Raw genomic sequence first — 23,805 nt, 5'->3', positions numbered from 1 at the left:
GAACTGCCCAGCTACCAAGAACTATCAGCGAACGGAGCGTGGTGACTGATGCTTGCTCGCAACGCAGAGTCCCTCTACTGGATCGGCCGCTATGTCGAGCGAGCGGACGACACCGCTCGGATCCTCGACGTCGCCGTCCACCAACTTCTCGACGACGCCACCGTCGACCCGGACCGCACGTCGCGTCTGCTCTTGCGTGTCCTCGGCATCGAAGCGCCGGAGGAGAAGCTCGACGTACGCTCGCTCACCGATCTGGTTGCGTTCAGTCGCAATCAGGTTGGTTCGATCGTGGATTCGCTGGCGAGTGCTCGTGAGAATGCTCGCGGAGCGCGTGAGGTCACGTCTAGTGAGATGTGGGAGTGCTTGAACACCACGTACAACGGATTGGCCGAGCGTGAACGTGCATCACGCAGGTTGGGGCCGCACGAGTTCTTCCGCTACGTGGAGGAACGCGCGGCGATGTTCGCGGGCCTGGCGGATTCCACGCTCAGCCGCGATGACGGCTATCGGTTCCTTCTGCTGGGGCGCTCGATCGAACGTGTCGACATGATCGTGCGAATGCTGCTGGCGCGCGCCGGTGACCGCCCGTCGTCGCCGGCGTGGGTCAGTGTGCTTCGCTCGGCGGGTGCGCATGACACGTATCTGCGTACGTATCGCGGAGCGCTCGACGCCAATCGGGTGGTCGAGTTCATCTTGTTGGACAGGCTCTTTCCGCGTTCGGTGTTCCACTCGATCAGGCAGGCCGAGAAGTGTCTGCAGGAACTCGACCCGCAGCCGGGCAGCCGTGTTGGAATTCGGGCGGAGGCGCCGCGGCTTCTCGGCCGCGCACGCAGCGAACTGGAATTTCTGCCGCAGGGCGTGTTGCTCGAAGATCTGCAAGGTCGGTTGCTCGGTTGGCAGGAGACCTGCCGCGAACTGGGTGAAGCGATTGCGCTTCAGTACTTCCACGCTGCGCCGTGGGTCGCATGGACGGATGCCGGCGCCGCGTATGCGGAGTCGACGGTGGAGGGAGAGCTGTGAGCTGGCGAATGAGGGTCGTGCACACCACGGGATATGCGTACGACGCTCCGGTGACGTCGTCCTACAACGAAGCGCGATTGACACCTCGCGGCGATACCAGGCAGACGGTGATCCTCACGCGCGTCGAAACGCAACCGGCAACGCGTTCCTACCGATACACCGATTACTGGGGCACCGCGGTGACCGCGTTCGACTTGCACGCCCCGCACACCGAACTCGAAGTGACCGGACTGTCGGTGGTGGAAACAGAACCGTTCGTTCAGCCCGAGGAAACCGTCGACTGGGATGAATTGTCGGGTGAAGCGATTAAAGATCGATTCAACGAGCAACTGAGTTTCACGAGATATGTTCCGCGTGATCGTAAGCTGGCGACAATTGCCAAGGAATTGCGCAAAGATAAATCACCTGAAGATGCAGTAGTGGCTGCGTCCCAATGGGTTTACGGTGAAATGTCATATGTACCCGGCACGACCGGAGTGCACACGTCGGCCGTCGAGGCTTGGTCTGCCAGGAAAGGCGTCTGCCAGGATTATGCGCATCTGACCTTGGTGTTGCTACGAACGATGGGCATTCCGTGTCGATACGTTTCCGGCTATCTCCACCCCAAACGTGATGCGGCAGTCGGGGACACGGTGGTGGGGGAATCGCACGCGTGGATCGAGGCGTGGACTGGTGCGTGGTGGGGATACGACCCGACCAATGCGATAGCTGTGAATGAACAGCACGTCTCGGTCGGTATAGGAAGGGACTATTCGGATGTGCCGCCTTTGAAGGGAATCTTTTCCGGTGGCCGCTCCACAGATCTCGAAGTTGTTGTGGAGATCACCCGGCTTGCGTAAAGTCCGGCAAATCTAGTGGCGTGAGCATTACTACCGTTCGATGAGAAGAAGGTGGGAATATGTCTCCAACTGCACAGGAATTGACTGAGGTCGAACCGATCTCGGATGTGAAGAAGTATGCGGCCGAAGCTGTGGGGACTTTTGTGCTCGTGTTCTCCGCGGTCGGAACTGCCGTATTCGCAGGGGCGAAAGTCGGCAATCTCGGAGTTGCCCTCGCGTTCGGTTTGACCCTGCTGTTCCTCGTGTATGCGATCGGGCCGATTTCCGGTTGCCACGTCAACCCGGCGGTGACTCTCGGTCAATTCGTGATCGGGCGCATCTCGGCCGTCAATGCGGCGATTTACGTTGTCGCGCAAGTGATCGGCGGTTTGGTAGCAGGCGTCGTGATCTACACGGTTGCGAACAGTCTTCCGGCGTACAACCGTGCTGCTGACGGACTGGGCGCAAACGGTTGGGGTGAACACAGCCCTTCTGCCGAGAAGAACCTTCTCGGCAACGTGGTCTCGGACGGTTACGGCATCGGTGCCGCCATGATCATCGAGATCCTGCTGACAGCGCTGCTGGTGTTCGTCGTTCTCGCGTCGACCGATCAGATCTCGGACGTACCTCTTGCCGGAGTGTCCATCGGCTTCACCCTGGCCGTCATTCACCTGATCTCGATCCCGATCGACAACACCTCCGTCAACCCCGCTCGAAGCCTCGCTGTCGCGCCGTTCCAGGACGGCGCACTAGGTCAAGTGTGGTTGTTCATCGTGTTCCCGCTGATCGGCGGTGCACTCGGCGCACTCATCTATCGAGCACTCTTCGGACGGTTCAACCGTATGGACAGCTGATCGATACTGCTCCTATCCCTTCGGGTCGGCTTCAGCTCCAGCTGAAGTCGGCCCGAAGTTTTGCCGCGACCGCGTCGAACTTCAAGTGATCCATGACGGCGCCCTCGCGGCGTATTCCGCTCTCGGGAACATCGAGCACCCGGTCGAGTCGGATCCAGCTCGGTCTGCCCTCGCCGTCCCACGGGCCCGAACCGATTGCGAGCCAATCGCGCTCACCTTCGCGCTTGCTCTGCGAAGACAACATCAGGCCGAGCAGCGTGTCGCCGTCGCGGCCGACTACCAGCACCGGACGGTCTTTGCCCTGGGTCGGATCTTCCTCGTAGGCAACCCAGGTCCAGACGATCTCGCCCGGATCGGCTTTGCCGTCGAGGTCGGGGGAGTACTCCACCCTCCTGGCGCGATGTGCGGTCGGAGATGTCCGCGCGGCGATCGGTCGGCCGGACGGACCAGGCTTCGAGGTGGACGACTGAGACGTTGACGACTGCAACTGGCGCAGTAGCGCAGGTCCCTTCTCCACCGCGAGGGCGCCGAGGGTTCTGCCGATCTGCTTCCACATGCTTGCCATAGCGTTCGAGCATAATCACCTGCCCGTGGGAACCCCTGGTACGGCGGCGCCGAGACTTGGATATCCTGAGGGTTGACAGTGGCCCGGATCCGGGCCGGTGCCGGTCCGACTAAGGGGTCTCCCATCAGCAGCTTCGCCGACAAGACGTTCACGGATCCTGCGCAGATCCGGAACTTCTGCATCATCGCGCACATCGATCACGGTAAGTCGACGCTGGCAGATCGCATGCTGCAGCTCACCGGTGTGGTCGAAGAGCGGGCGATGCGTGCGCAGTACCTGGACCGCATGGACATCGAGCGTGAACGCGGCATCACCATCAAGGCCCAGAACGTTCGTCTGCCCTGGACCGTCGACGGCGAAGAGTTTGTTCTCCACCTCATCGATACTCCCGGCCACGTCGACTTCACGTACGAGGTCTCCCGTGCGCTCGAAGCGTGTGAGGGCGCAATTCTGCTGGTCGACGCAGCTCAGGGTATCGAAGCTCAGACGCTGGCCAACCTCTACCTGGCGATGGAGAAGGATCTCAAGATCATTCCCGTCCTCAACAAGATCGACCTCCCGGCCGCGGACCCCGACCGATATGCCGAAGAGATCGCGCACATCACCGGCTGCGAGCCCGGCGATGTCCTGCGCGTGTCGGGCAAGACCGGCGTGGGCGTCAAGGAACTGCTCGACGAAGTAATCGTGCAGATCCCCGCACCCGTGGGTGATGCTGACGGTCCGGCTCGCGCCATGATCTTCGACTCCGTCTACGACGCCTACCGCGGCGTGGTCACCTACGTGCGTGTGGTCGACGGTCGGATCCGTCCCCGCGAGAAGATCACGATGATGTCGACGGGCACCACACACGAACTGCTCGAGGTCGGCATCATTTCCCCCGAGCCGAAGGCCAGTATCGGTCTGGGCGTCGGCGAGGTGGGCTACCTCATCACGGGTGTGAAGGACGTCCGCCAGTCGCGCGTCGGTGACACCGTCACCACAACCCGCAACGGCGCGACCGAACCGCTGGTCGGCTACCGCGATCCCAAGCCGATGGTCTATTCCGGCCTCTACCCGATGGACGGCTCGGATTACCCGGTTCTGCGCGACGCGCTCGACAAGCTCCGTCTCAACGACGCGGCATTGGCCTACGAGCCGGAGACGTCGGTTGCCCTTGGATTCGGCTTCCGCTGCGGCTTCCTCGGCCTGCTGCACATGGAGATCACCCGCGACCGACTAGAGCGTGAGTTCGGCCTGGAACTGATTTCCACCGCCCCCAACGTGGTCTACCGCGTCGTGATGGAGGACGGAGCCGAGGTCATCGTCACCAACCCGTCGTACTGGCCGGAAGGCAAGGTCCGCGAGGTCTACGAGCCGGTCGCGAAGTGCACCGTCATCGCCCCGAGCGAGTACGTCGGCGCCATCATGGAGCTGTGCCAGTCCCGTCGCGGTGAACTCGGCGGCATGGACTACCTCTCCGAGACTCGCGTCGAACTGCGCTATGAACTGCCCATGGGCGAGATCATGTTCGACTTCTTCGACGCCCTCAAGTCCCGCACCAAGGGTTATGCCAGCCTCGATTACGAGGAGGCCGGTGAGCAGCAGGCCGACCTGGTGAAGGTCGACATCCTTCTGCAAGGGGAGGCCGTCGACGCGTTCTCGTCGATCGTGCACCGCTCCAACGCCGGCGCTTACGGCGGACGCATGACGTCGAAGCTTCGTGAGCTGATCCCGCGCCAGCAGTTCGAGGTTCCGATCCAGGCTGCGATCGGCGCCAAGATCATCTCGCGCGAGAACATTCGCGCAATCCGCAAGGACGTTCTTGCCAAGTGCTACGGCGGCGACATCAGCCGTAAGCGCAAGCTGCTCGAGAAGCAGAAGGAAGGCAAGAAGCGCATGAAGACCATCGGCCGCGTCGAGGTGCCTCAGGAAGCATTCGTCGCAGCCCTGACATCGGAATCGGTTGGCGAGAAGCCCAAGAAGTAGGAGCGCATGGTCATCACCTGGTTGTCCCGAGAGTTCGGAATCGAAATCCCGGTTCTCGGGGCGCCCATGGGTGGTCGCGCGGGCGGTGCCCTGGCCGGAGCTGTATCGGTGGCCGGTGGGTTGGGTCTGCTCGGTGCAGCCCGGTACAACACACCGGAGTGGATCGAGGCCGAAGCCGAAGTGGCCCGCTCGATCGGCGGAAAATTCGGCGTCGGCCTGATGACGTGGTCGCTGCCCGAGAACGAGCTGATGCTCGACGCCGCGATTGCCGTCGCACCGACCATGATCACCTTGTCGTTCGGTGATCCCGCCGCCTACGTCAGACACATCCACGACGCCGGTATTCCTGTTGTGTCACAGATCAATACGCTCGACGACCTTCGCATCGTCGAGGCCGCGGGTGTCGACGGCGTGATCGCACAGGGTGGTGAGGCAGGCGGCCACACCGGCCGAATCGGAACCCTGCCGTTGCTGCAGGAGATCCTGGAAGCGACGACGCTTCCAGTTCTGGCAGCAGGCGGTATCGGAACCGGACGCGGCTTGGCTGCAGTACTGGCTGCCGGTGGCGAAGGCGTGATGATCGGCACGGCGCTGCTCGCCAGCCCGGAGACAATCGGACCGGACTACGCCCGCGACCGCGTCGTCGAAGCCGGAAGTGCGGACACGATTTACACCTCGGTATTCGACCGAGCGCGCAGTCAACCGTGGCCGCAGCGGTGGGGTGGCCGCGCGGTGGCCAACGAGTTCACTGCCGCCTGGCACGGTGTCGACGCCGACGAGGAGACGTTGGCAAAGGCGTACGACCCGTCGGATCCGCACAGCGGTGTCGTCTACGCCGGAGAAGCGGTGGGACTCGTGCACGGAACCCATCCGGCCGGCGACGTGGTCCGACGCGTCGGCGCCGAAGCGGAGCGTCTGCTCGCTCGTTTCGCCTGAAAGCAAGGTCGGACATAGACGTGTCCAATATGGGAAGGTAAGCCTCTACTAACTAGTGGAGGAGTATTTCGTGCGTGCGATGAAGTTCTCGGCGGTGGCTCTCTTGGGAGCACTGGTAGTCGGTATCAGTGGTTGTTCGTCTTCGGACGCCGACGAGATCGTGGGCGGTCGGGTCATCACGGTCGACCACAAGTTCGGCGCCACCACGATCACGGGGACGCCGACGCGCATCGTCGCGGCCGACACCCAGTGGCTCGACGCCCTGCTCGAACTCGGAATCCAGCCTGTGGGGTACCTGGCTGCCGGACCAATGGGTGACGAGCGTGGCCTGTTCCCGTGGGAGAGCGGCGTCGACACGTCGGCGAAGGAACTCGATCGCTCGGCGATTCAGCAGTTCGGTGTCCCGCTCAAAGTCGAAGAAATTGCAGCCTTGGATCCCGATCTGATTCTCGGTGGGTTCTCCGTCGCCGATCAGGACGATTTTGATCAGTTGAGCAAGATCGCTCCGACAATTGCCGGTCTGTCCGACGTCCAGGTCGATCCGTGGCAGGACCAGGTCGAGATTCTCGGTCGAGTTCTCGACGAGGAGTCGCGAGCCGACGAGATCGTCGAGTCCACGAACGGGCAGATCGATGCGCTCGCGCAACGACTGCCGGGGCTGAAGGGAAAGACGGCACTTCTGTCGCAGTATGTCTTCCCGACGTCACAGTTGGTGATCGTCGCCGATCCCAAGGACGGTGCTTCGGGACTGTTCACGCGCCTGGGAATGTCGTTGCCGCCCAAGCTGGTCGAAGAGGCCGGTGTGACCGGTGGTCGGCTGATGCTCAGCCCGGAACGGGTCGACGCTCTCAGCGCCGACGTCGTGGTGCTGCTGCCGAACGGAGGGTCGCTGGAAGACATGATGAAGCTGCCAGGGTTTGCCGACCTGCCCGCAGTCAAGGGCGGCGGATTGGCCATCGTCGACTATCCGACTGTTGCCGGGCTGAACACTCCGTCGTCGCTGTCGCTGAAGTACTCGCTCGAATCGATCACGCCGCAACTCGAAGCGGTGGCCGGCTAGAACTGCTGTGCGCGGGCTGGAATGCGCCGGCTTCGGCAGCTTCCTCGGCGCGGATCACGTGGACCACGGCGTTGATCAGCGCCAGGTGCGTGAATGCCTGCGGGAAGTTACCCAGATGGCGACCGGTGTGCGCGTCGATCTCCTCCGCGTACAGCTTGAGCGGGCTCGCGAACCCGAGCAGACGCTCGCAGAGATGCTTTGCGCGATCCAGTTCGCCGATCTCGACGAGGGCGGACACCAACCAGAAGGAACAGATGGTGAACGTGCCTTCCTCACCGCTCAATCCGTCGTCGGTGGTGTCGACGCGATAGCGCAGGACCAGACCTTCTTCGGTGAGCTCGTCTGCGATCGCCAGCACCGTCGCGCGGATACGCGGATCGTCGGCAGGCAGGAAGCGCAGCAGCGGAGCCAGCAGTAGAGACGCGTCGAGTGAATCGTGTCCGTAGCGCTGTGTCAGAACTCCACGCGAGTCGACACCGTGCGCGAGGATGTCGGCTTTGATCTCGTCGGCGATGGCCGTCCATTGCTGCGCAAAGCTCTTCTCGCCCTGCATCTCTGCAAGCTTGGCGCCGCGATCGAGGGCGACCCAACACATGATCTTCGACGACGTGAAGTGCTGCGGTTCACCGCGCACCTCCCAGATCCCGCGGTCGGGCTGGCGCCAATGCTTGATCGCTTCCTCGACCTGCTTCTTGAGCAGCGGCCACAACGCTTCGGGGACGCGCTCGCGGGTGCGGATGTGGAGGTACACCGAGTCGAGCATGGTGCCCCAGATGTCGTGCTGCTGTTGATCGAACGCCCCGTTGCCGATACGCACCGGACGGGCGCCGTCATAGCCGGACAGATGGTTGAGTTCGGACTCCTCGAGCGTGCGCTCGCCGCCGATGCCGTACATCACCTGCAAGGGATGTGGCTGACCGTTGTCCGAACTCGACACGTCGTAGATGAAGTTGAAGAAGTCGTTGGCCTCACGGTCCAACCCGAGCGTGTAGAGGCCCCACAGTGCGAAGGTGGAATCGCGAACCCACGCGTAGCGGTAGTCCCAGTTACGTTCTCCGCCTGGTGTTTCCGGTAGCGAGGTCGTCGAAGCCGCGAGCAGGGCTCCGGTGGGTGCGTAGGTGAGCCCCTTGAGTGTGAGCGCGCTGCGTTGCAGGTATCCGCGCCACGGGTGATCGGGGAACTTGCCGATGGTCACCCACTCGCGCCACGACTTGGACGTCTGCCACATCTTGTCGGCGGCCTCGTCGAACGTCTGCGGCGCGGGAAGATCCGACCACGAGAGCGCGACGTAGACGTTGTCGCCTTCGACCAGTCGCGTCCGGGCCCGGGCCTCGCGACCTTCCAGACCCAGTCGGAGATCGGTGGTCAAGCGCAATGTCGGATGGTCGCCGGGCTTGGCGGAGCGACACGTTGCCGTCGCTTCCTCGTAGACCTTGCCGGTGTACTCCCAATTGGCGGTGCCGCGGTGATAGTCGAACGCGGGCTCGCAGCTCATCTCGAGTTCGACGGTGCCGCTGACGCATTTGACCGTACGGAGAAGCGTGTGTTCCGCGTCCCAGTCGGTCGGTGTGCGCTTGTGCGTGTTCGATCGCTTGTCGACGTTGTGCCATGGGCCGAGAACCAGTGCGTCGCGAACGACGAGCCAGCCGGTCTCCGTCTGCCATGTTGTCTCGAGGATGAGTCCGCCCGGCAGATAGCGTCTGGCTGCGGGCACGTTCTGGCCGTAAGGGCCGATACGGAAATGGCCTGCGCTGCGGTCGAGGATGGCACCGAACACGCTGGGGGAGTCGGGGCGGGGAACGCACATCCACTCGACAGATCCGTTACGGGCAATCAGGCACGAGGTTTCGCAATCGGAAAGAAACGCGTAGTCGTCGATCGGGGGAAAGTTGCTTCGATGGTGACCCGTGGAGGCGGGAGGAATCGTCTGCACCACTTCGTCGTCAGCACTCATTCGGACATCATCCGGCCAGAATCGACACACGTCCAATCCACACGCTGTCGGGACTGTTTCGGTCGAAGGATAGGGTGATGGCGTGGATCGGATAGCGGATTGGTGGGACAGCTTCGAGCTGTGGATGGCGGGGCTCCCGTTCATCCCGCAGGTCGCATTGGTCCTGATCGTCGTCGTTCCGCTGTGCCGCCTGGTGGCCATCGGTCTGGATCGCGCGTTGGCCGCCGTACTCGCTCTGCCGCTGTTCGGCTGGTTGCGTAGGAATTCTCGAGAAGTAGAGGAAAGCTGATGCCCCGCTCACGGGTCACTCTCGCCCTGATCGCCCTGATTCTCCTCGTGATCGTGGCGTGGCTTCTCACCCGCTAGTTCTCCCGATTAGAGCGGGCGCCGGTGCTCTGCTAAAGTCCACCGCGTGTCCGAAGCAACAGCTCCCGTAATCCGCCACCAGTTGGCGTTGATTGCTGTCGGCATGCTCGACGTCGCTGACGTCGCCTGTTGTTGATTTCCTGAGTTCGACCTCTCCGGTGGTGCTGCGCACCCCACTCGAACTTCTCTGCGCGTAGCTCGCGCCCCCGATTCAGGGCTCTTTGCCCGTCGGCTTTTCATGTCTGAACGTCGCGATGGATTCAGCCCCAGAGGTCTCGGACTTGTCGTTTGATCAACCCTCGTTTGTCAGTCCTTTCAGGAAGGTATCTGCAATGAAACGCCGTTCCCGCACACTTCTCACTGCTATCGCGACCATGGGGGCCGTGGTACTCACAGCGTGCAGTGGTGGCTCGAGCGACACCGTAGGTGGTGACAGCGCCGCCGGCGACGGTAGCGCCGGCACGATCAACCTGTTCGCCTACGCCGTGCCGAAGCCCGGCTTCGACAAGCTCACCGCAGCCTTCCAGGCGACCGACGAGGGCAAGAACGTCAACTTCAACCCTTCGTACGGTGCCTCGGGCGACCAGTCGCGCAAGGTGAAGGACGGTGCCGAGGCCGACTTCGTCAACTTCTCCGTCGAGCCTGACATCACCCGCCTGGTCGATGCCGGTCTGGTCGATCAGAACTGGAACCAGGACGCCTACAACGGAATTCCGTTCGGATCGGTTGTCACCATCGTGACCCGTCCGGGCAACCCGAAGGGGATCAAGGACTGGGACGACCTGCTTCAGCCCGGCCTCGAGGTCGTCACGCCGAACCCGTTCAGTTCCGGCTCGGCCAAGTGGAACCTCTTGGCGCCGTACGCCGCGAAGAGCGACGGTGGCAAGAACCCGCAAGCGGGCCTCGACTACGTCACCGCCTTGGTCAACGACCACGTCAAGATCCAGCCCAAGTCGGGACGCGAGGCTTCGGAAGCCTTCCTGCAGGGTAGCGGCGATGTTCTGATCAGCTACGAGAACGAGGCACTGTTCATCGAGGGCAACGGCGACCCGGTCGAGCATGTCACCCCACCCACGACCTTCAAGATCGAGAACCCGGTTGCCGTGATCTCGAACAGCAAGGTCCTGGACAAGGCAACAGCGTTCAAGGACTACCTGTACACGACCGAGGGCCAGACGCTCTGGGCCGAAGCAGGATTCCGTCCCGTCGATCCCGCCGTCGCTGCCAAGTTCACCGGCAAGTTCCCCGAGCCGACCAAGCTGTGGACCATTGCAGACCTCGGCGGCTGGAAGGCCGTGGACAGTGCTCTGTTCACCAAGGACACCGGTTCGATCGCAGTGATCTACGACAACGCGACCAAGTAAGACTGACGTGACTGACACTATTGACCCCACCCCCGTGGCTCGTCGGCGAAAACTCGCGCGGGTCACGGGGAGTGTGGGGCCGCTCGGAATCGGAGTTGCCACCCTGTGGCTCTCCGTGATCGTTCTGCTTCCGCTCGCCGCGTTGACCGCCACCGCGTTCGACGAGGGGATCTCCGGATTCTGGGACGCCGTCACCGCACCCGTTGCCTTGGCGTCGTTGCGCGTGACGTTGTTCGTCTCGGTGATCGTCGCATTGCTCAACGTGGTGATGGGCACGATCATCGCGTGGGTACTGGTCCGGGACGACTTTCCGGGCAAGCGCATCGTCAACTCGATGATCGACCTGCCGTTCGCGTTGCCGACCATCGTGGCGTCGATCGTGCTGTTGTCCCTCTACGGCCCGCAGTCGCCGATCGACATCCACCTCAATGCAACTCAGCCCGGTCTGATCGTGGCGCTGGCTTTCGTGACCTTGCCGTTCGTCGTTCGCTCTGTGCAGCCGGTGCTGATGGAGGTCGACCGTGAGGTCGAGGAAGCAGCTGCATCGTTGGGCGCTTCCAACTGGACGATCTTTCGCTCCGTCGTTCTTCCGACGCTGGCGCCTGCCGTCATCTCCGGCGCGGGACTCGCGTTCGCGCGAGCGATCGGTGAATACGGTTCCGTCGTCCTCATCGGCGGCAACATCCCGCGAGTGACACAGATGACGTCGCAGTACATTCAGCAGCAGATCGAGATCGATCGTCCGACCAACGCCGCTGCAGTCTCGGTAGCGTTGCTCGCCATCGCATTCGTGACGCTGTTCGTCCTGCGAATCTTCGCTTCGCGCGGACAGCGACGTGAGGAGAGTTCCCGATGAACGTGTCCAGAGGATCGAAGATCGGTCTGAGGACCATCGCTCTCGTCTACCTGTTCGTCTTGTTGGTCGTGCCGATCGGCGTGATCCTGACACGAACGTTCGAGAACGGGATCGGTCCGTTCATCGAATCGATCACGACACCGGCAGCGATCTCGGCGCTGAATCTCTCGCTGATCATCGTGGCGATCGTGGTTCCCGTGAACGTGGTGTTCGGCGTCGTCACCGCACTCGCTCTTGTGCGTGGTCGGTTCCCGGGCCGCGGAGTTCTGCAGTCTGTGGTCGACCTGCCGTTCGCGGTCTCGCCCGTCGTCGTCGGTGTGTCCTTGATTCTTCTGTGGGGTGCCAACGGTTGGTTCGGCGGGATCGAATCGTTGGGGTTCAAGGTCATCTTCGGCTTGCCCGGCATGGTGATCGCGACGATTTTCGTGACGCTGCCCTTCGTCGTCCGGGAAGTCGAACCCGTACTTCACGAGATCGGCGACGAGCAGGAACAAGCGGCCGCGACGCTCGGTGCCTCGGGCTGGCAGACGTTCTGGCGGATCACCTTGCCCGCGATCCGTTGGGGCTTGACGTACGGAATCGTGTTGACGGTGGCGCGTTCGCTCGGTGAATTCGGCGCAGTCATCATGGTCTCTTCCGGCTTCCCGGGGGTATCCCAGACACTGACATTGCTGGTGCATTCGCGATACATCGACGACCACAACACTTTTGGTGCGTATTCGGCGGCAACGCTGCTGATGGGCATCGCCATCATTGTCCTGTTGCTGATGACGCTGCTGGACCGTAAGAGGAGCACCACATGATCACAGTGACCGGGGCCCGCAAGAACTACGGTGATTTCGCGGCGCTCGACGACGTGACGGTCAACATTCCCTCGGGTTCGTTGACAGCATTGCTCGGGCCCAGCGGCTCGGGAAAGTCGACGTTGCTGCGTTCGATCGCCGGGCTCGAAGAGCTCGATTCGGGAACCATCACCATCGCAGGCAAGGACGTCACCGGCGTCTCGCCGCAGAAGCGTGACATCGGTTTCGTGTTCCAGCACTACGCGGCGTTCAAGCACATGACCGTGCGCGACAACGTGGCGTTCGGGCTCAAGATCCGCAAGCGCCCGAAGCCGGAGATCGAGAAGAAGGTCAACGAACTTCTCGAGATCGTCGGCCTCGACGGCTTTCAGCATCGGTACCCCGCGCAGCTGTCCGGTGGTCAACGTCAGCGCATGGCGTTGGCGCGCGCTCTGGCGGTGGATCCGCAGGTGCTCCTGCTCGACGAGCCCTTCGGCGCGCTCGACGCGAAGGTCCGTGCCGACCTGCGCACGTGGTTGCGTCGCCTGCACGACGAGGTGCACGTCACCACCGTCCTGGTCACCCATGACCAGGAAGAGGCTCTCGACGTCGCAGACCGGATCGCAGTGCTGAACAAGGGGCGAATCGAGCAGATCGGTGAACCTGCCGACCTGTACGACCGCCCGTCCAACGACTTCGTGATGTCCTTCCTCGGATCCGTCGCGAAGCTCAACGGGCAGCTGGTCCGTCCGCACGACATCCGCCTCGGCCGCGATCCGAGCATGGCTCTCGCTCAGGAGTCCGGAACGGCCGAGTCCCTCGGCGTCACACGCGCAACCGTCGAGCGCGTCGTGTACCTCGGCTTCGAGGTTCGGGTCGACCTGCGCAACGAGGCAACCGGTGAGCTGTTCTCGGCTCAGGTCACGCGCGGTGACAGTGCAGCGCTGCACCTCGAGGCTGGGGAGACGGTGTACGCCCGGGCAACTCGGGTGCCGGATCTGCCGGAGACCCCGGTGCAGGAGCCGGTCACGGTGAGCGTCGTCGGCCAGGTCTGACCTGCTCGCCCTGTTTGGCCTGTTTCACCCCCACTCCCGGTTGAGCGAACGGCACTTTCGGTCTACTGAAGGCGCCGAAAGTGCCGTTCGCTCAGAAATGGGGGTGCGGCAGCTGTGCGTGTTCAGCCCTCGCGGCAAACGAGGACCGGGCACTGGGCGTGGTGGATCAGGCTCTGACTGGTCGAACCGACGATCGACGCCATGAACGGACTGCGGCCATGGCTACCGACGACTACGAGCTGCGCCTCCGCTGAGTGCTCGAGCAGCGCCTTCATCGGTCCACTGCGTTGGACGCTGCGGGTGACTTCGACGTCGGGGTACCTCTCCGTCCAGCCGGCGAGGCACTCGGACAGCAGTGCGTGCTCATGCTGCTCGTACGGACCCCAGTCGACGAAGCGCCTGGCTTCGGAGTACCCGCCCAGCGAGGCGTGCTCGTTCCACGTGTGGACCGCAACCAACGGTGCATCGAGGAACGCGGCAAATTCGAAAGCATGGGCGACGGCGAGTTCGCTGAGCTTGCTCCCGTCGACGCCGACGACGATGGGCCTGGTGTCGGCCATCGCGTGATCACCCGTACCTCGGAATACGGCCACGGGACAGTGCGCACGGTTGACCACCCGAATGGTGTCGGATCCAAGAAACACGGACTGCATTTCGCTGGTGCCGGCCTGACCCAGTGCAACGATGCGAGCCGACTTCGAGAGTTCGACGAGTGTGGTTGCGGGAGTACCAGTCAGGAGGCCACGTTCGATGGTGACGTCGGTGTGATCATCGCGGATGGCGTCCTCGGCCTCGTCGAGCAGTTTTGCACCCTCGATGCGAAGGTGGTGGTCGAACATCTCTTCGTCGGTGACGTTGGTACCTCCACCGGACTCGGGTTGTCCTGGCAGCACGTGGGTCAGGCGAAGTGGTTCGTCGAATCTCTTTGCAGCCGATGCTGCCCACCTCGCGGCGTTGACCGCGCTTGCCGAGCCGTCGATACCGGCCACGATTCCGTGTCGAACAGGTGCACTGGTCATGGAAGTCTCCTCGCGTCGCCTGCTTACCAGTGTGTCCCTGCTCACCCCCGGTTCGCTACAAACTGGTCAGCTCCCGTGGTGCGAGAACGTCGGTGGGCACTGCTGCGCGAGATCGACGCGGTCGCAACGACAACAGAGCGGTGATGAATCCGTTACCGGGCAGTGTCAGTTCCACGTTCTTCAACACGGTTCGGCGCATCAATGCGAGCAGGGCTGCGACGCCGGTGACGGCCATCCACATAGGCAGTGGGTACAGCGTCAGGCGTTCACCGAGGCCGAAGGTGAGGGTTCGTCCGAGAAGCAGTACGGCGCCGACGATTCCGGTAGCCGCGCACAGCCCCGACCACACTGCGATCCACCTACGATGACGCCAGAAAGAAATGGCCATGAGTACGAGAACGGCATGCCGGGCGACGAAGCCGGGGAACACGGCAGTCCAGTGAACGAAGGTTCCGTCGTTGGCCGGGAAGAGGCCGGTGGCCGCGGTGCTCAGTGCAACGACGACGGCAAGACCGAGAATCCACTTCTTCGCACGACCGTCCGGAATGTACTTGTGCAGCAAGGCCGCACCGAGGATGGTGAGCGCACCGAGAATCATGAAAGCCGCGTTCATGACGTCGTGCATCGGCGAACACGAATCCACGCTGCATGTCGTCACGCCCAGCGAACTGATGGAGTCGCGCGCGAAGCTGTACGGCGTCTTCCAGGCTCCGGCCGTGAAGATTTCGACAAGCAGGTAGAGCACCGACAGGACCCATGCGATGCCAGCTGTGCCGAGGCGAAGATTATGAGTGATGGTGTTCCCTCTCGCGGCGCTCTGAGGGGATTGCACCCAAAGATCTGTTTCGCAGGCGAAGGAGGTGCCTTCGCGAGCTGGACAGGTCCAACACTACGGTAACAATCTGATAACGGCCTGTGAAACCGGATCAGGCGGAGCGGACCAGACGGTCGGGTAGTGCATCAGCGACTTGTCGGTAACGGTCGATCATCGTTTCGATCAATAGAGAGTGCCCACAGATCGTGTCGGCGAAACGCGCGCGCGGACATGCCGTTGCTGCGGCAGCGCTGAGTCGGTCGGTCAGTAGGCCGGGAGCCAAGAACCACGGTGCAACGACAACACGTTCGGCGCCGTCCTGCTCGAGAGCGGAGATCGCCTGGGCAACTGTCGGTTCCGCGGATGTGGCGAAGCAGATTCGAACACCCGACCAGTTGGTTCCGGTCAGAAGTGTGGACGCCAATTCTGCGGTTGCGGCGTTGGCGCGCGCGTCGGACGAGCCGACTGCCGCAAGAGCGACCCCCACCGACGGATCGTCCAGCTGGGCACCTGCTTCGAGGATTCGCTCACGCACGGCCTCGATCAGCCGAGCATCGCGACCCAGTACGTCAGCTTGGAACACGGTCAGTTGGGGGTGGCGGATCGCGGCTGCGGCCAAGAGCCCGGGCAGATCTACCCGAGCATGGAACGCATTGCCCAGCAACATGGGGACAGCGACAGCTTGCGTGTGTCCGTCGGCAGCAACACCATCGAGGACCTGATCGATGGATGGCGCGTTGAGATCGAGGAAAGCCATCCGGACGTCGAGATCGGGCCGCGTTTCACGAAGAGCCGCGACGGCAGCCGCGATCACCCGAGCTGAACGGGGATCGCGGCTTCCGTGCGCAACAGCAATGAGCGGAACCATCTACTTAGACGCGCTCGCCCAATTCGACGGCGGAGATGACGTCGCCGACAAGGCCTGCGGCGAGGGTGTTCCCGCCCGCGGGATCGATCAGCAGGAAGCTGCCCGTGTGGCGGTTGACGGCGTAGTCGTCAGCCACGATCGGCTCGGCAACTCGGATCGAGATCTTGCCGATCTCGTTGAGCTCGAGAGTGTCCGGGCCCTGATCTGTGGTCAGGTCCTGCTCGTTGAAGCGCTCCACCAAGCTGCCCACGATGGCCTGCGTCGTACGCGTGCCGTGCTTGAGCAGCAATCGTGCACCGGGGCGCAGCGACTTCTCGGCCAGCCAGCAGACAGTGGCGTCGAATTCGCCGATCGGCTCGGGTGCGTCAGACGGCGACGCGATGGTGTCGCCGCGTGAGACGTCGACGTCGTCAGCCAAGATCAACGTGACGCTGCGTCCCGCGTGGGCGACGTCCAGTTCGCCGTCGGCCGTGTCGATACGTGTGACGGTGGTGCGCGTACCCGAGGGCAGGATCACCACTTCGTCGCCGGGCACGACGGAACCGGCGGCAACCTGACCGGCGTAGCCGCGGTAGTCGAGGAACTCGGCGGTGCGGGGACGGATCACGTACTGCACCGGGAAACGCAGGCCGACGCGATGCGGCTCGGCGTCGACCGGAATCGACTCGAGGTGCTCGATCAGCGTGGGACCGGTGTAGTACGGGGTCTTTTCCGAGCGGATCGCGACGTTGTCTCCGTGCAGGGCAGACACCGGGATCTCCACGACATCTTCGCTCGCCCAGCCCAGAGAACTGGTGAGTTCGTTGAACTCGGCGGAGATCGTGGTGAAGACCTCTTCGGGGTTCTCGACGAGGTCGATCTTGTTCACGGCGAGAACCAGCTTCGGAACACCGAGGAGCGCGAGAACTGCTGCGTGCCTGCGTGTCTGTGCGATGACACCCTTGCGGGCATCGACCAGCAAGATCACGAGCTGCGCCGTCGAGGCACCGGAGACCGTGTTGCGGGTGTACTGCACGTGGCCCGGTGTATCGGCCAACACGAACGTGCGCTTGGGGGTCGCGAAGTAGCGGTACGCCACGTCGATGGTGATGCCCTGCTCGCGCTCGGCGCGAAGACCGTCCACCAGCAGCGAGAGGTCAGGGGTGTCGAGACCACGGTCCACCGACGCGCGGGTGACGGCGTCGATTTGGTCGGCGAGAACGGATTTGGTGTCGTACAACAGACGGCCCACGAGGGTGGACTTTCCGTCGTCGACGCTGCCGGCAGTTGCCAGTCTGAGCAGATCGCCCATCAGAAGTAGCCCTCTCGCTTGCGGTCTTCCATGGCCGCTTCGGAAACTCGGTCGTCGCCACGGGTTGCGCCGCGCTCGGTCAAACGTGATGCCGCAACCTCGGCCAGGATGGCCTCGTTGTCAGCCGCATCGGAGAGGACTGCGCCGGTGGTCGAACCGTCGCCGACGGTGCGGTAACGCACCGAAAGGGTCTGCAGCTCTTCGCCGTCAGCCGGTCCACCCCAGACGCCGGGCGTCATCCACATGCCGTCTCGCTGGTACACCGGACGCTGGTGGGCGTAGTAGATGCTGGCGAGTTCGACGTTGTCGCGGGCGATGTAACGCCAGATGTCCAGTTCGGTGAAGTTGCTGAGCGGGAAGACTCGCACCTGCTCGCCGGGGGAGTGGCGACCGTTGTACAGGTTCCACAGTTCCGGGCGCTGCTTCTTGGGGTCCCACTGACCGAAAGCGTTGCGCAGCGAGAAGATCCGCTCCTTGGCGCGGGCCCGCTCCTCGTCGCGGCGAGCACCACCGAATACGGCGTCGAAGCGGTTCTCGGAGATCGCGTCCAGCAACGGCACGGTCTGCAGCGGGTTGCGGATACCGTCGGGACGCTCGGTGAGGCGACCGTCCGCGATGTACTCCTCGACGCTCGCCACGTGCAGGCGCAGGTTGTACTTGGCCACCACGTGGTCGCGGAAGTCGAGAACTTCCTGCAGGTTGTGGCCGGTATCGACGTGCAGCAGGGTGAACGGCAGCGGCGCAGGCCAGAAGGCCTTGATCGCCAGATGCAGCAGCACGGTGGAGTCCTTGCCGCCCGAGAAGAGAATGACCGGGCGTTCGAACTCGCCGGCCACCTCTCGGAAGATGTGGATCGCTTCGGACTCGAGGGCGTCGAGAGTATCGAACTGTGTGCCGTCGAGCTGAGGACGTGAAAGTGTCAAGTCAACTGTCATGATGCGTGCAACCCGCATTCTGTCTTGGAGGCACCGGCCCAACGACCGCTACGTGGATCGCTGCCGGGGGCTGGCTTGCTGGTGCAGGGTGCGCAGCCGATGGACGGATAGCCCTCGTCGACAAGAGGATTGACGAGGATGGAATGGGTGTCGATGTAGTTCTGCATCTCCTCGTCCGACCACGGAGCGATCGGGTTGATCTTCACGAGTCCGAAGGCCTCGTCGAAGGAGATCAGGGGAGCATTGGCGCGGGTGGGAGCTTCGACGCGGCGGATGCCGGTCACCCACGCGCTGTAGCCGGACAGCGTCTGCTTGAGGGGCGCGACCTTGCGCAATGCGCAGCAGCGGTTGGGATCACGGGCGAACAGATCCTTGCCCTCGGCGACATCCTGCTCGGCGACGCTTGCCAGCGCACGCGCATTGATGACGTTGACGCCGTAGACCTGCTCGACCGCGTCACGCGTGCCGATGGTCTCCGGGAAGTGGTAGCCGGTGTCGAGGAAGAGTACGTCGACGCCCGGATGCACCTGTGCGGCAAGGTGAACCAGCACTCCGTCCTGCATGTTCGACGCAACAATGTACGAGTCACCGAACGTGTCCTCGGTCCACTGCAACAGTTCCTGGGCGTTGGCTCCGTCTAGTTCTACGGCACCGCGCTCGGCGATGGACCGAAGCTCGTCGGCAGTTGCTCGCGAAATGTCCACTGTCATCGCAAATCTCCTTCGTCTGCGCGCACTGCCCATTCGGCGAACCGTTCACCTTCGTTGCGGTTCTTCACGAACTGACGTACGACGCGGTCGATGTAGTCACCCATCTCGACGCTGGTGACCTTGTGCTGGCGCAGCTTGCGTCCGAAGGCGCTGTCGAATCCGAGGCTGCCTCCCAGGTGAACCTGGAAACCCTCGACCTGATTCCCCTCACCGTCGTCGACGAGCTGACCCTTGAAGCCGATGTCGGCGATCTGCGAGCGAGCGCAGGAGTTGGGGCAACCGTTGATGTTGATGGTGATCGGCACGTCGAGCTGGCTGTTGATGTCGGCGAGACGCTGTTCGAGTTCGGGCACGAGCACCTGCGAACGCTTGCGTGTCTCGGCGAACGAGAGCTTGCAGAACTCGATGCCGGAGCAGGCCATCAGGTTCTTGCGCCAGTGCGACGGACGGGCGGGAAGGCCCAGCGCGTCGAGATCGGCGATGAGCGGCTCGAGGGTCTCGTCGGCGACGTCGAGGATGATCAGCTTCTGGTACGGCGTGAAGCGGATCCGGTCGCTGCCGGCCTTCTCCGCGGCGTCGGCGACCTGAGCCAGGATGTCTCCCGAGACGCGGCCGGCGATCGGAGCGAAACCGACTGCGTTGTGGCCGTTGCGGGTCTTCTGGATGCCGACGTGATCGATCGGGCGCTTGGGCTTCTCCGGCGCCGGGCCGTCGATGAGCGGGCGCTTCAGGTACTCGGTCTCGAGAACCTCGCGGAACTTCTCGATGCCCCAGTCCTTGATGAGGAACTTGAGCCTTGCCTTCGCGCGCAGGCGGCGGTAGCCGTAGTCACGGAAGATCGAGACGACACCCTCCCAGACGTCCGGGACCTCGTCGAGCGGAATCCAGGCGCCGACGCGCTGTGCCAGCATCGGGTTGGTGGACAGGCCGCCGCCGACCCAGAGGTCGAGGCCGGGGCCGTGCTCGGGGTGGTTCACGCCGATGAAGGCGATGTCGTTGATCTCGTGAACAACATCCTGCTGACCGGAGATGGCGGTCTTGAACTTGCGCGGCAGGTTGGAGTACTTGGGGTCGCCGATGTAACGGCGCACGATCTCGTCGATCGCAGGAGTGGGATCGAGGACCTCGTCGAGCGATTCGCCGGCCAGGGGAGAACCGAGGACGACGCGGGGGCAGTCACCGCACGCTTCGGTGGTCTTGAGTCCGACGGCTTCGAGGCGCTTCCAGATCTCCGGGACGTTCTCGACCTCGATCCAGTGGAACTGGACGTTTTCGCGGTCCGACAGGTCGGCGGTGTTCCGGCCGAATTCCTTCGAGATGCCGGCGATGGTGCGCAGCTGCTCGACGTTCAGAGCGCCGGCGTCGCAACGCACGCGCATCATGAAATATTTGGCCTCGAGCAGGTCGATGTTCTCGTCGCCGGTGAAGGTGCCGTCATAGCCTTCTTCGCGCTGGGTGTAGAGACCCCACCAGCGGAAGCGGCCTCGAAGGTCGCCCTTGTCGATGCTGTCGAAGCCCTGCTTGGAGTAGATGTTCTCGATGCGGGCCCGAACATTGAGCGGGTTGTCGTCCTTCTTGGCCTGCTCGTTGGCGTTGAGCGGCTCACGGTAACCGAGGGCCCACTGACCTTCGGCGCGACGCTTGGCGGGACGCGCAGCGCGTGCAGGCCGGGCTTCGGCAGCTGCTTCCGAATCGGCGGGTGTGGCGGCGTCGGTGGTCGACGTCATCGATGAACTCCTGGATCTGGGCGGTTGATCGGCACGCGGCACGCACTATCGACGAACTGTGGCGGTGTCTGATCGGGACGCACCGGTCCGTGTCAGAAATCGAGGGGGCTGTCCTCGATCTCGGAAAGCTCGCGGCCGGCAGGTGTGCTCACGAAAACGAACAGCTGGAGAAGCTGTATCTCTGAAATGACTTGTCTTCGAAACGAACTGTCTCTGCAGAGATTGTTTCGGTGAAGCAGATGGAGATGAGCGGGAAAGGCTGGTAGATCAGTGAAAGATCAACAGCTACACAGGTGCAGACACGACGAGCTGCACACACGCTTGAAGTCGACATGGCGACGCGCCACAAGTCGCACTCCGAGTCCGGTCATGCGGACCATTGTGCCACGTCAACTCGATAATTCCGACTCGGGGACATATTTCCACGAAAAACGGGGGAAATATCGAGTTCAAGCCACGTGCCGACCTGCATCGCAGGCTGAATAGGCGTGTGTTCCGGATGCTGGGACACTGGAGGCGTGAATGCCACCAGTACGACTCCCACTCGACAGAGCGAGGCGACACCCTTTGCCTTGCCCGCGCGATCGCTCGAGGGTGTCGGGAAACGGCCGTTCGGGATCTATATTCACGTCCCGTTCTGTGCCACCAGGTGTGGGTACTGCGATTTCAACACCTACACGGCCGGTGAACTCGGAACCTCGGCGTCGCCGCAGTCGTGGTTGGAAGGTCTGCGGCGCGAACTCGATCTCGCAGCCGAGATGACGGGTGCCCCGGCAGCGGAGACGGTGTTCGTAGGTGGCGGAACGCCGTCGCTGCTCGGGGGCGGCGGACTGTCCGACGTGCTGTCGGCGGTGCGCAGCAGTTTCGGTTTGGCATCGGGCGCCGAGGTGACCACGGAATCGAATCCCGAATCGACCTCGCCGGAATTCTTCGGTGCTCTCCGTAGTGCCGGATTCACCCGTATTTCCCTCGGCATGCAGTCCGCGGCTCAGCACGTCCTGAAGATCCTCGACCGCACGCACACTCCCGGCCGCGCTGTCGCTGCCGCGAAAGAGGCTCGCGCAGCTGGTTTTTCGCACGTGAACTTGGATTTGATCTATGGAACTCCGGGGGAGCGCGACGAGGATCTGGACGCTTCACTCGATGCGGTTCTCTCCGCCGATGTCGACCACGTCTCGGCCTACGCGCTGATCGTCGAGGACGGCACCGCCATGGCTCGCAAGGTCAGGCGCGGTGAGCTGCCGGCCCCGGACGACGACGTGCTGGCCTCGCGATACGAACGAATCGATTCACGCCTGGCCGAAGCGGGCTTGCGATGGTACGAGGTCTCCAATTGGGCAAAAGCGGAAACCGCAGACTCCGGTGACACCCGTTGCCGACACAACCTCGGGTACTGGGATGGCGGTGACTGGTGGGGCGCCGGACCGGGCGCGCACAGTCACGTCGGTGGAGTGCGATGGTGGAACGTCAAACACCCGGCGCGGTATGCGGAACAGTTGGCGCTCGGTGAACTTCCCGTCGGCGGCAGTGAAGAACTGACCCCCGAGGACGAACACATGGAGCGCGTCATGTTGACCGCACGCTTGCGTACTGGGCTTCCGCTCTCGGAACTGTCTGCATCCGAACGGGTTTCGGCCGATCAGGTGGTCGTCGACGGGTTGGCTGTGATCGAGAACGATCACGTGGTTCTGACCGACCGTGGTCGCCTGCTCGCCGATGCGGTGATTCGCACGATTCTGACCTGACGCGCTTTCCGGCGTCGCCATCTCTTCCCGCGTAACGTGACCGCGGTGGCCATCATTCATCGTGCGCAGTTGAATCCCTCCAAGAACGACCTGCTCCGAGCGTGGGTACCCACGCAGCCGTGGCTCGGTTCCGTCGACTGTTCGACGCTCGAACGCGTCGACGCCTATCGTTTCGACGACCCGGACGGTGAGGTCGGAATCGAGACGCACCTGCTCCGCACGGCCGACGGTCGAATTCTCCAGGTCCCGCTCACCTACCGTGGTGCTCCACTGGCCGGGGCGGACGCTGCACTGATCGCAACCATGGATCATTCGGTGCTGGGCAAGCGGTGGGTGTACGACGCGTGCTGTGATCCGGTCTACGTGACCGCGTTGGCGACCGCGATTCTCACCGGCGGTACCGGGGTTGAATTGGTCTTCGCGGATTCGGGCGATCGCATTCCGGTGACAGCTCACGTCACGGGTAGCGGTAAGGCCGGGGCGTCGGTGCCGGTCGTCGAATCCGTGACCTGCTCGACAGTCGGCACTGACACGATCATCAGCGCGGGAGACCTGGAATTGACCGTGGTGAGAGTGATCGACGCAGACCGAGTGTCAGGCTCGGCGACGCTCACCGGAACCTGGCCGGGGCAAACGACTCCTGCGCTGCTCGTGACTGTCGCCTGAGCGTCAGCGGACGCCCTCGATGACACCGGGCATTGCGTCGAAGTCGAAGACACGCGCGTGCAGAACGACGCGGTTTCGCAGGGCCGAACGAACCGCTCGGTGCAGGCCGTCCTCGAGGTAAAGGGTGCCGCGCCAGTGCACCGCGTGAGGGAACAGATCGCCGTAGAAGGTCGAGTCCTCCGACAGCAGGCGATCGAGTTCGAGGACTTTCGTGGTGGTCACGATCTCGTCGAGTCGAACCTGACGTGGAGGGAACTTCGACCAGTCGCGTAGAGACAGTCCGTGATCGGGATACGGTTTGCCGTCCATCACGCCTTTGAAGATCATGTGCCGCCTTGTCCGTGGTTGTGCGATCGGCCGTTCACCGATCTCACTCCACAGTAAGGGCAACAGCCGTCTCTGGCGCTCGGACGATTAGACTGCCAGTGGGAACCG

24 protein-coding genes are annotated in these 23,805 nt (G+C 63.1%); 14 read left to right on the top strand and 10 right to left on the bottom strand.

Features of this window, described 5'->3' with window-relative positions:
- Positions 1–48 precede the first annotated feature (48 nt).
- The 3 genes from ACSW29_RS28285 to ACSW29_RS28275 are packed head-to-tail and all read left to right on the top strand — an operon-like array spanning position 49 to position 2,692.
- Positions 49–1,020: an alpha-E domain-containing protein gene (locus tag ACSW29_RS28285; RefSeq protein ID WP_019749046.1), complete on the top strand. Its 972-nt coding sequence runs from the start codon at positions 49–51 to the stop codon at positions 1,018–1,020.
- 8 nt (positions 1,021–1,028) lie between these two features.
- Positions 1,029–1,859 carry a transglutaminase family protein gene (locus ACSW29_RS28280; RefSeq protein ID WP_095969749.1) on the top strand — a complete coding sequence of 277 codons (831 nt, stop codon included), beginning with the start codon at positions 1,029–1,031 and terminating at the stop codon, positions 1,857–1,859.
- Positions 1,860–1,918: 59 nt separating this feature from the next.
- Positions 1,919–2,692 carry an aquaporin gene (locus tag ACSW29_RS28275; RefSeq protein WP_347874093.1) on the top strand — a complete coding sequence of 258 codons (774 nt, stop codon included), beginning with the start codon at positions 1,919–1,921 and terminating at the stop codon, positions 2,690–2,692.
- Positions 2,693–2,723: 31 nt separating this feature from the next.
- On the opposite strand, the gene ACSW29_RS28270 is transcribed toward ACSW29_RS28275, so the two are convergent.
- Positions 2,724–3,257 (bottom strand): type II toxin-antitoxin system PemK/MazF family toxin, encoded by a 534-nt coding sequence (locus ACSW29_RS28270; RefSeq protein ID WP_230813934.1) that lies wholly within the window; start codon positions 3,255–3,257, stop codon positions 2,724–2,726.
- Between the two features lie 72 nt (positions 3,258–3,329).
- Between ACSW29_RS28270 and lepA the strand changes: the two genes are divergently transcribed.
- From lepA to ACSW29_RS28255, 3 genes are all read left to right on the top strand, one after another.
- Entirely contained in the window at positions 3,330–5,222 is a 1,893-nt protein-coding gene (gene lepA / locus ACSW29_RS28265; RefSeq protein ID WP_230813932.1) for a translation elongation factor 4, read from the top strand.
- A gap of 6 nt (positions 5,223–5,228) precedes the next feature.
- Entirely contained in the window at positions 5,229–6,158 is a 930-nt protein-coding gene (locus ACSW29_RS28260) for an NAD(P)H-dependent flavin oxidoreductase (RefSeq protein WP_448278884.1), read from the top strand.
- Between the two features lie 79 nt (positions 6,159–6,237).
- The gene (locus tag ACSW29_RS28255) at positions 6,238–7,218 is read left to right on the top strand and encodes an ABC transporter substrate-binding protein (RefSeq protein ID WP_448278954.1); all 981 of its coding nucleotides are present in this window, start codon (positions 6,238–6,240) and stop codon (positions 7,216–7,218) included.
- On the opposite strand, the gene ACSW29_RS28250 is transcribed toward ACSW29_RS28255, so the two are convergent.
- Positions 7,187–9,172 (bottom strand): glycoside hydrolase family 15 protein, encoded by a 1,986-nt coding sequence (locus ACSW29_RS28250; protein WP_448278883.1) that lies wholly within the window; start codon positions 9,170–9,172, stop codon positions 7,187–7,189. The genes ACSW29_RS28255 and ACSW29_RS28250 overlap by 32 nt on opposite strands.
- A gap of 82 nt (positions 9,173–9,254) precedes the next feature.
- Here ACSW29_RS28250 and ACSW29_RS28245 point away from each other — a divergent pair, with 82 nt between their 5' ends.
- The 6 genes from ACSW29_RS28245 (at position 9,255) to ACSW29_RS28220 (ending at position 13,595) form a co-directional block, all read left to right on the top strand.
- Complete coding sequence (locus tag ACSW29_RS28245) at positions 9,255–9,461, top strand: hypothetical protein (protein WP_003944489.1); 207 nt, start codon at positions 9,255–9,257, stop codon at positions 9,459–9,461.
- Positions 9,462–9,584: 123 nt separating this feature from the next.
- Entirely contained in the window at positions 9,585–9,674 is a 90-nt protein-coding gene (locus ACSW29_RS28240; protein WP_309599318.1) for an Ms4533A family Cys-rich leader peptide, read from the top strand.
- A 196-nt stretch (positions 9,675–9,870) separates the two neighbouring features.
- Positions 9,871–10,902: a sulfate ABC transporter substrate-binding protein gene (locus ACSW29_RS28235; RefSeq protein ID WP_347874090.1), complete on the top strand. Its 1,032-nt coding sequence runs from the start codon at positions 9,871–9,873 to the stop codon at positions 10,900–10,902.
- A 7-nt stretch (positions 10,903–10,909) separates the two neighbouring features.
- Complete coding sequence (cysT, locus tag ACSW29_RS28230; protein ID WP_283304164.1) at positions 10,910–11,758, top strand: sulfate ABC transporter permease subunit CysT; 849 nt, start codon at positions 10,910–10,912, stop codon at positions 11,756–11,758.
- On the top strand, positions 11,755–12,561 hold the full coding sequence (gene cysW, locus ACSW29_RS28225; RefSeq protein ID WP_283304165.1) for a sulfate ABC transporter permease subunit CysW: 807 nt from the start codon (positions 11,755–11,757) through the stop codon (positions 12,559–12,561). Before cysT ends, cysW begins: the two co-directional genes overlap by 4 nt.
- Complete coding sequence (locus ACSW29_RS28220; RefSeq protein ID WP_448278882.1) at positions 12,558–13,595, top strand: sulfate/molybdate ABC transporter ATP-binding protein; 1,038 nt, start codon at positions 12,558–12,560, stop codon at positions 13,593–13,595. The genes cysW and ACSW29_RS28220 overlap by 4 nt, the downstream gene beginning before the upstream one ends.
- Positions 13,596–13,717: 122 nt before the next feature.
- On the opposite strand, the gene ACSW29_RS28215 is transcribed toward ACSW29_RS28220, so the two are convergent.
- From ACSW29_RS28215 to ACSW29_RS28185, 7 genes are all read right to left on the bottom strand, one after another.
- Positions 13,718–14,614, bottom strand: a complete 897-nt coding sequence (locus ACSW29_RS28215) for a universal stress protein (RefSeq protein WP_448278881.1) — start codon at positions 14,612–14,614, stop codon at positions 13,718–13,720.
- Between the two features lie 55 nt (positions 14,615–14,669).
- Complete coding sequence (locus tag ACSW29_RS28210; protein ID WP_347874087.1) at positions 14,670–15,446, bottom strand: DUF998 domain-containing protein; 777 nt, start codon at positions 15,444–15,446, stop codon at positions 14,670–14,672.
- 94 nt (positions 15,447–15,540) lie between these two features.
- Positions 15,541–16,296: a sirohydrochlorin chelatase gene (locus tag ACSW29_RS28205; RefSeq protein ID WP_448278880.1), complete on the bottom strand. Its 756-nt coding sequence runs from the start codon at positions 16,294–16,296 to the stop codon at positions 15,541–15,543.
- A 4-nt stretch (positions 16,297–16,300) separates the two neighbouring features.
- Positions 16,301–17,587 carry a sulfate adenylyltransferase subunit 1 gene (locus tag ACSW29_RS28200; RefSeq protein ID WP_448278879.1) on the bottom strand — a complete coding sequence of 429 codons (1,287 nt, stop codon included), beginning with the start codon at positions 17,585–17,587 and terminating at the stop codon, positions 16,301–16,303.
- On the bottom strand, positions 17,587–18,522 hold the full coding sequence (cysD, locus tag ACSW29_RS28195; protein ID WP_020908199.1) for a sulfate adenylyltransferase subunit CysD: 936 nt from the start codon (positions 18,520–18,522) through the stop codon (positions 17,587–17,589). The genes ACSW29_RS28200 and cysD overlap by 1 nt, the downstream gene beginning before the upstream one ends.
- Positions 18,519–19,232 carry a phosphoadenylyl-sulfate reductase gene (locus tag ACSW29_RS28190; RefSeq protein ID WP_448278878.1) on the bottom strand — a complete coding sequence of 238 codons (714 nt, stop codon included), beginning with the start codon at positions 19,230–19,232 and terminating at the stop codon, positions 18,519–18,521. The genes cysD and ACSW29_RS28190 overlap by 4 nt, the downstream gene beginning before the upstream one ends.
- A complete protein-coding gene (locus ACSW29_RS28185) occupies positions 19,229–20,959 on the bottom strand; it encodes a nitrite/sulfite reductase (RefSeq protein ID WP_448278877.1) in 1,731 nt (576 codons plus the stop codon). The genes ACSW29_RS28190 and ACSW29_RS28185 overlap by 4 nt, the downstream gene beginning before the upstream one ends.
- Before the next feature lie 518 nt (positions 20,960–21,477).
- Between ACSW29_RS28185 and hemW the strand changes: the two genes are divergently transcribed.
- Positions 21,478–22,704: a radical SAM family heme chaperone HemW gene (gene hemW / locus ACSW29_RS28180; protein WP_448278876.1), complete on the top strand. Its 1,227-nt coding sequence runs from the start codon at positions 21,478–21,480 to the stop codon at positions 22,702–22,704.
- A gap of 45 nt (positions 22,705–22,749) precedes the next feature.
- Positions 22,750–23,370: a CG0192-related protein gene (locus tag ACSW29_RS28175; protein ID WP_448278875.1), complete on the top strand. Its 621-nt coding sequence runs from the start codon at positions 22,750–22,752 to the stop codon at positions 23,368–23,370.
- A 3-nt stretch (positions 23,371–23,373) separates the two neighbouring features.
- On the opposite strand, the gene ACSW29_RS28170 is transcribed toward ACSW29_RS28175, so the two are convergent.
- On the bottom strand, positions 23,374–23,697 hold the full coding sequence (locus ACSW29_RS28170) for a type II toxin-antitoxin system VapB family antitoxin (protein WP_230813911.1): 324 nt from the start codon (positions 23,695–23,697) through the stop codon (positions 23,374–23,376).
- Between the last annotated feature and the right edge of the window lie 108 nt (positions 23,698–23,805).

The organism is Rhodococcus sp. GB-02 (assembly GCF_053470465.1).
The sequence above is the reverse complement of the archived record's forward strand: the minus strand, read 5'-3'. Positions and strand labels throughout refer to the sequence as shown.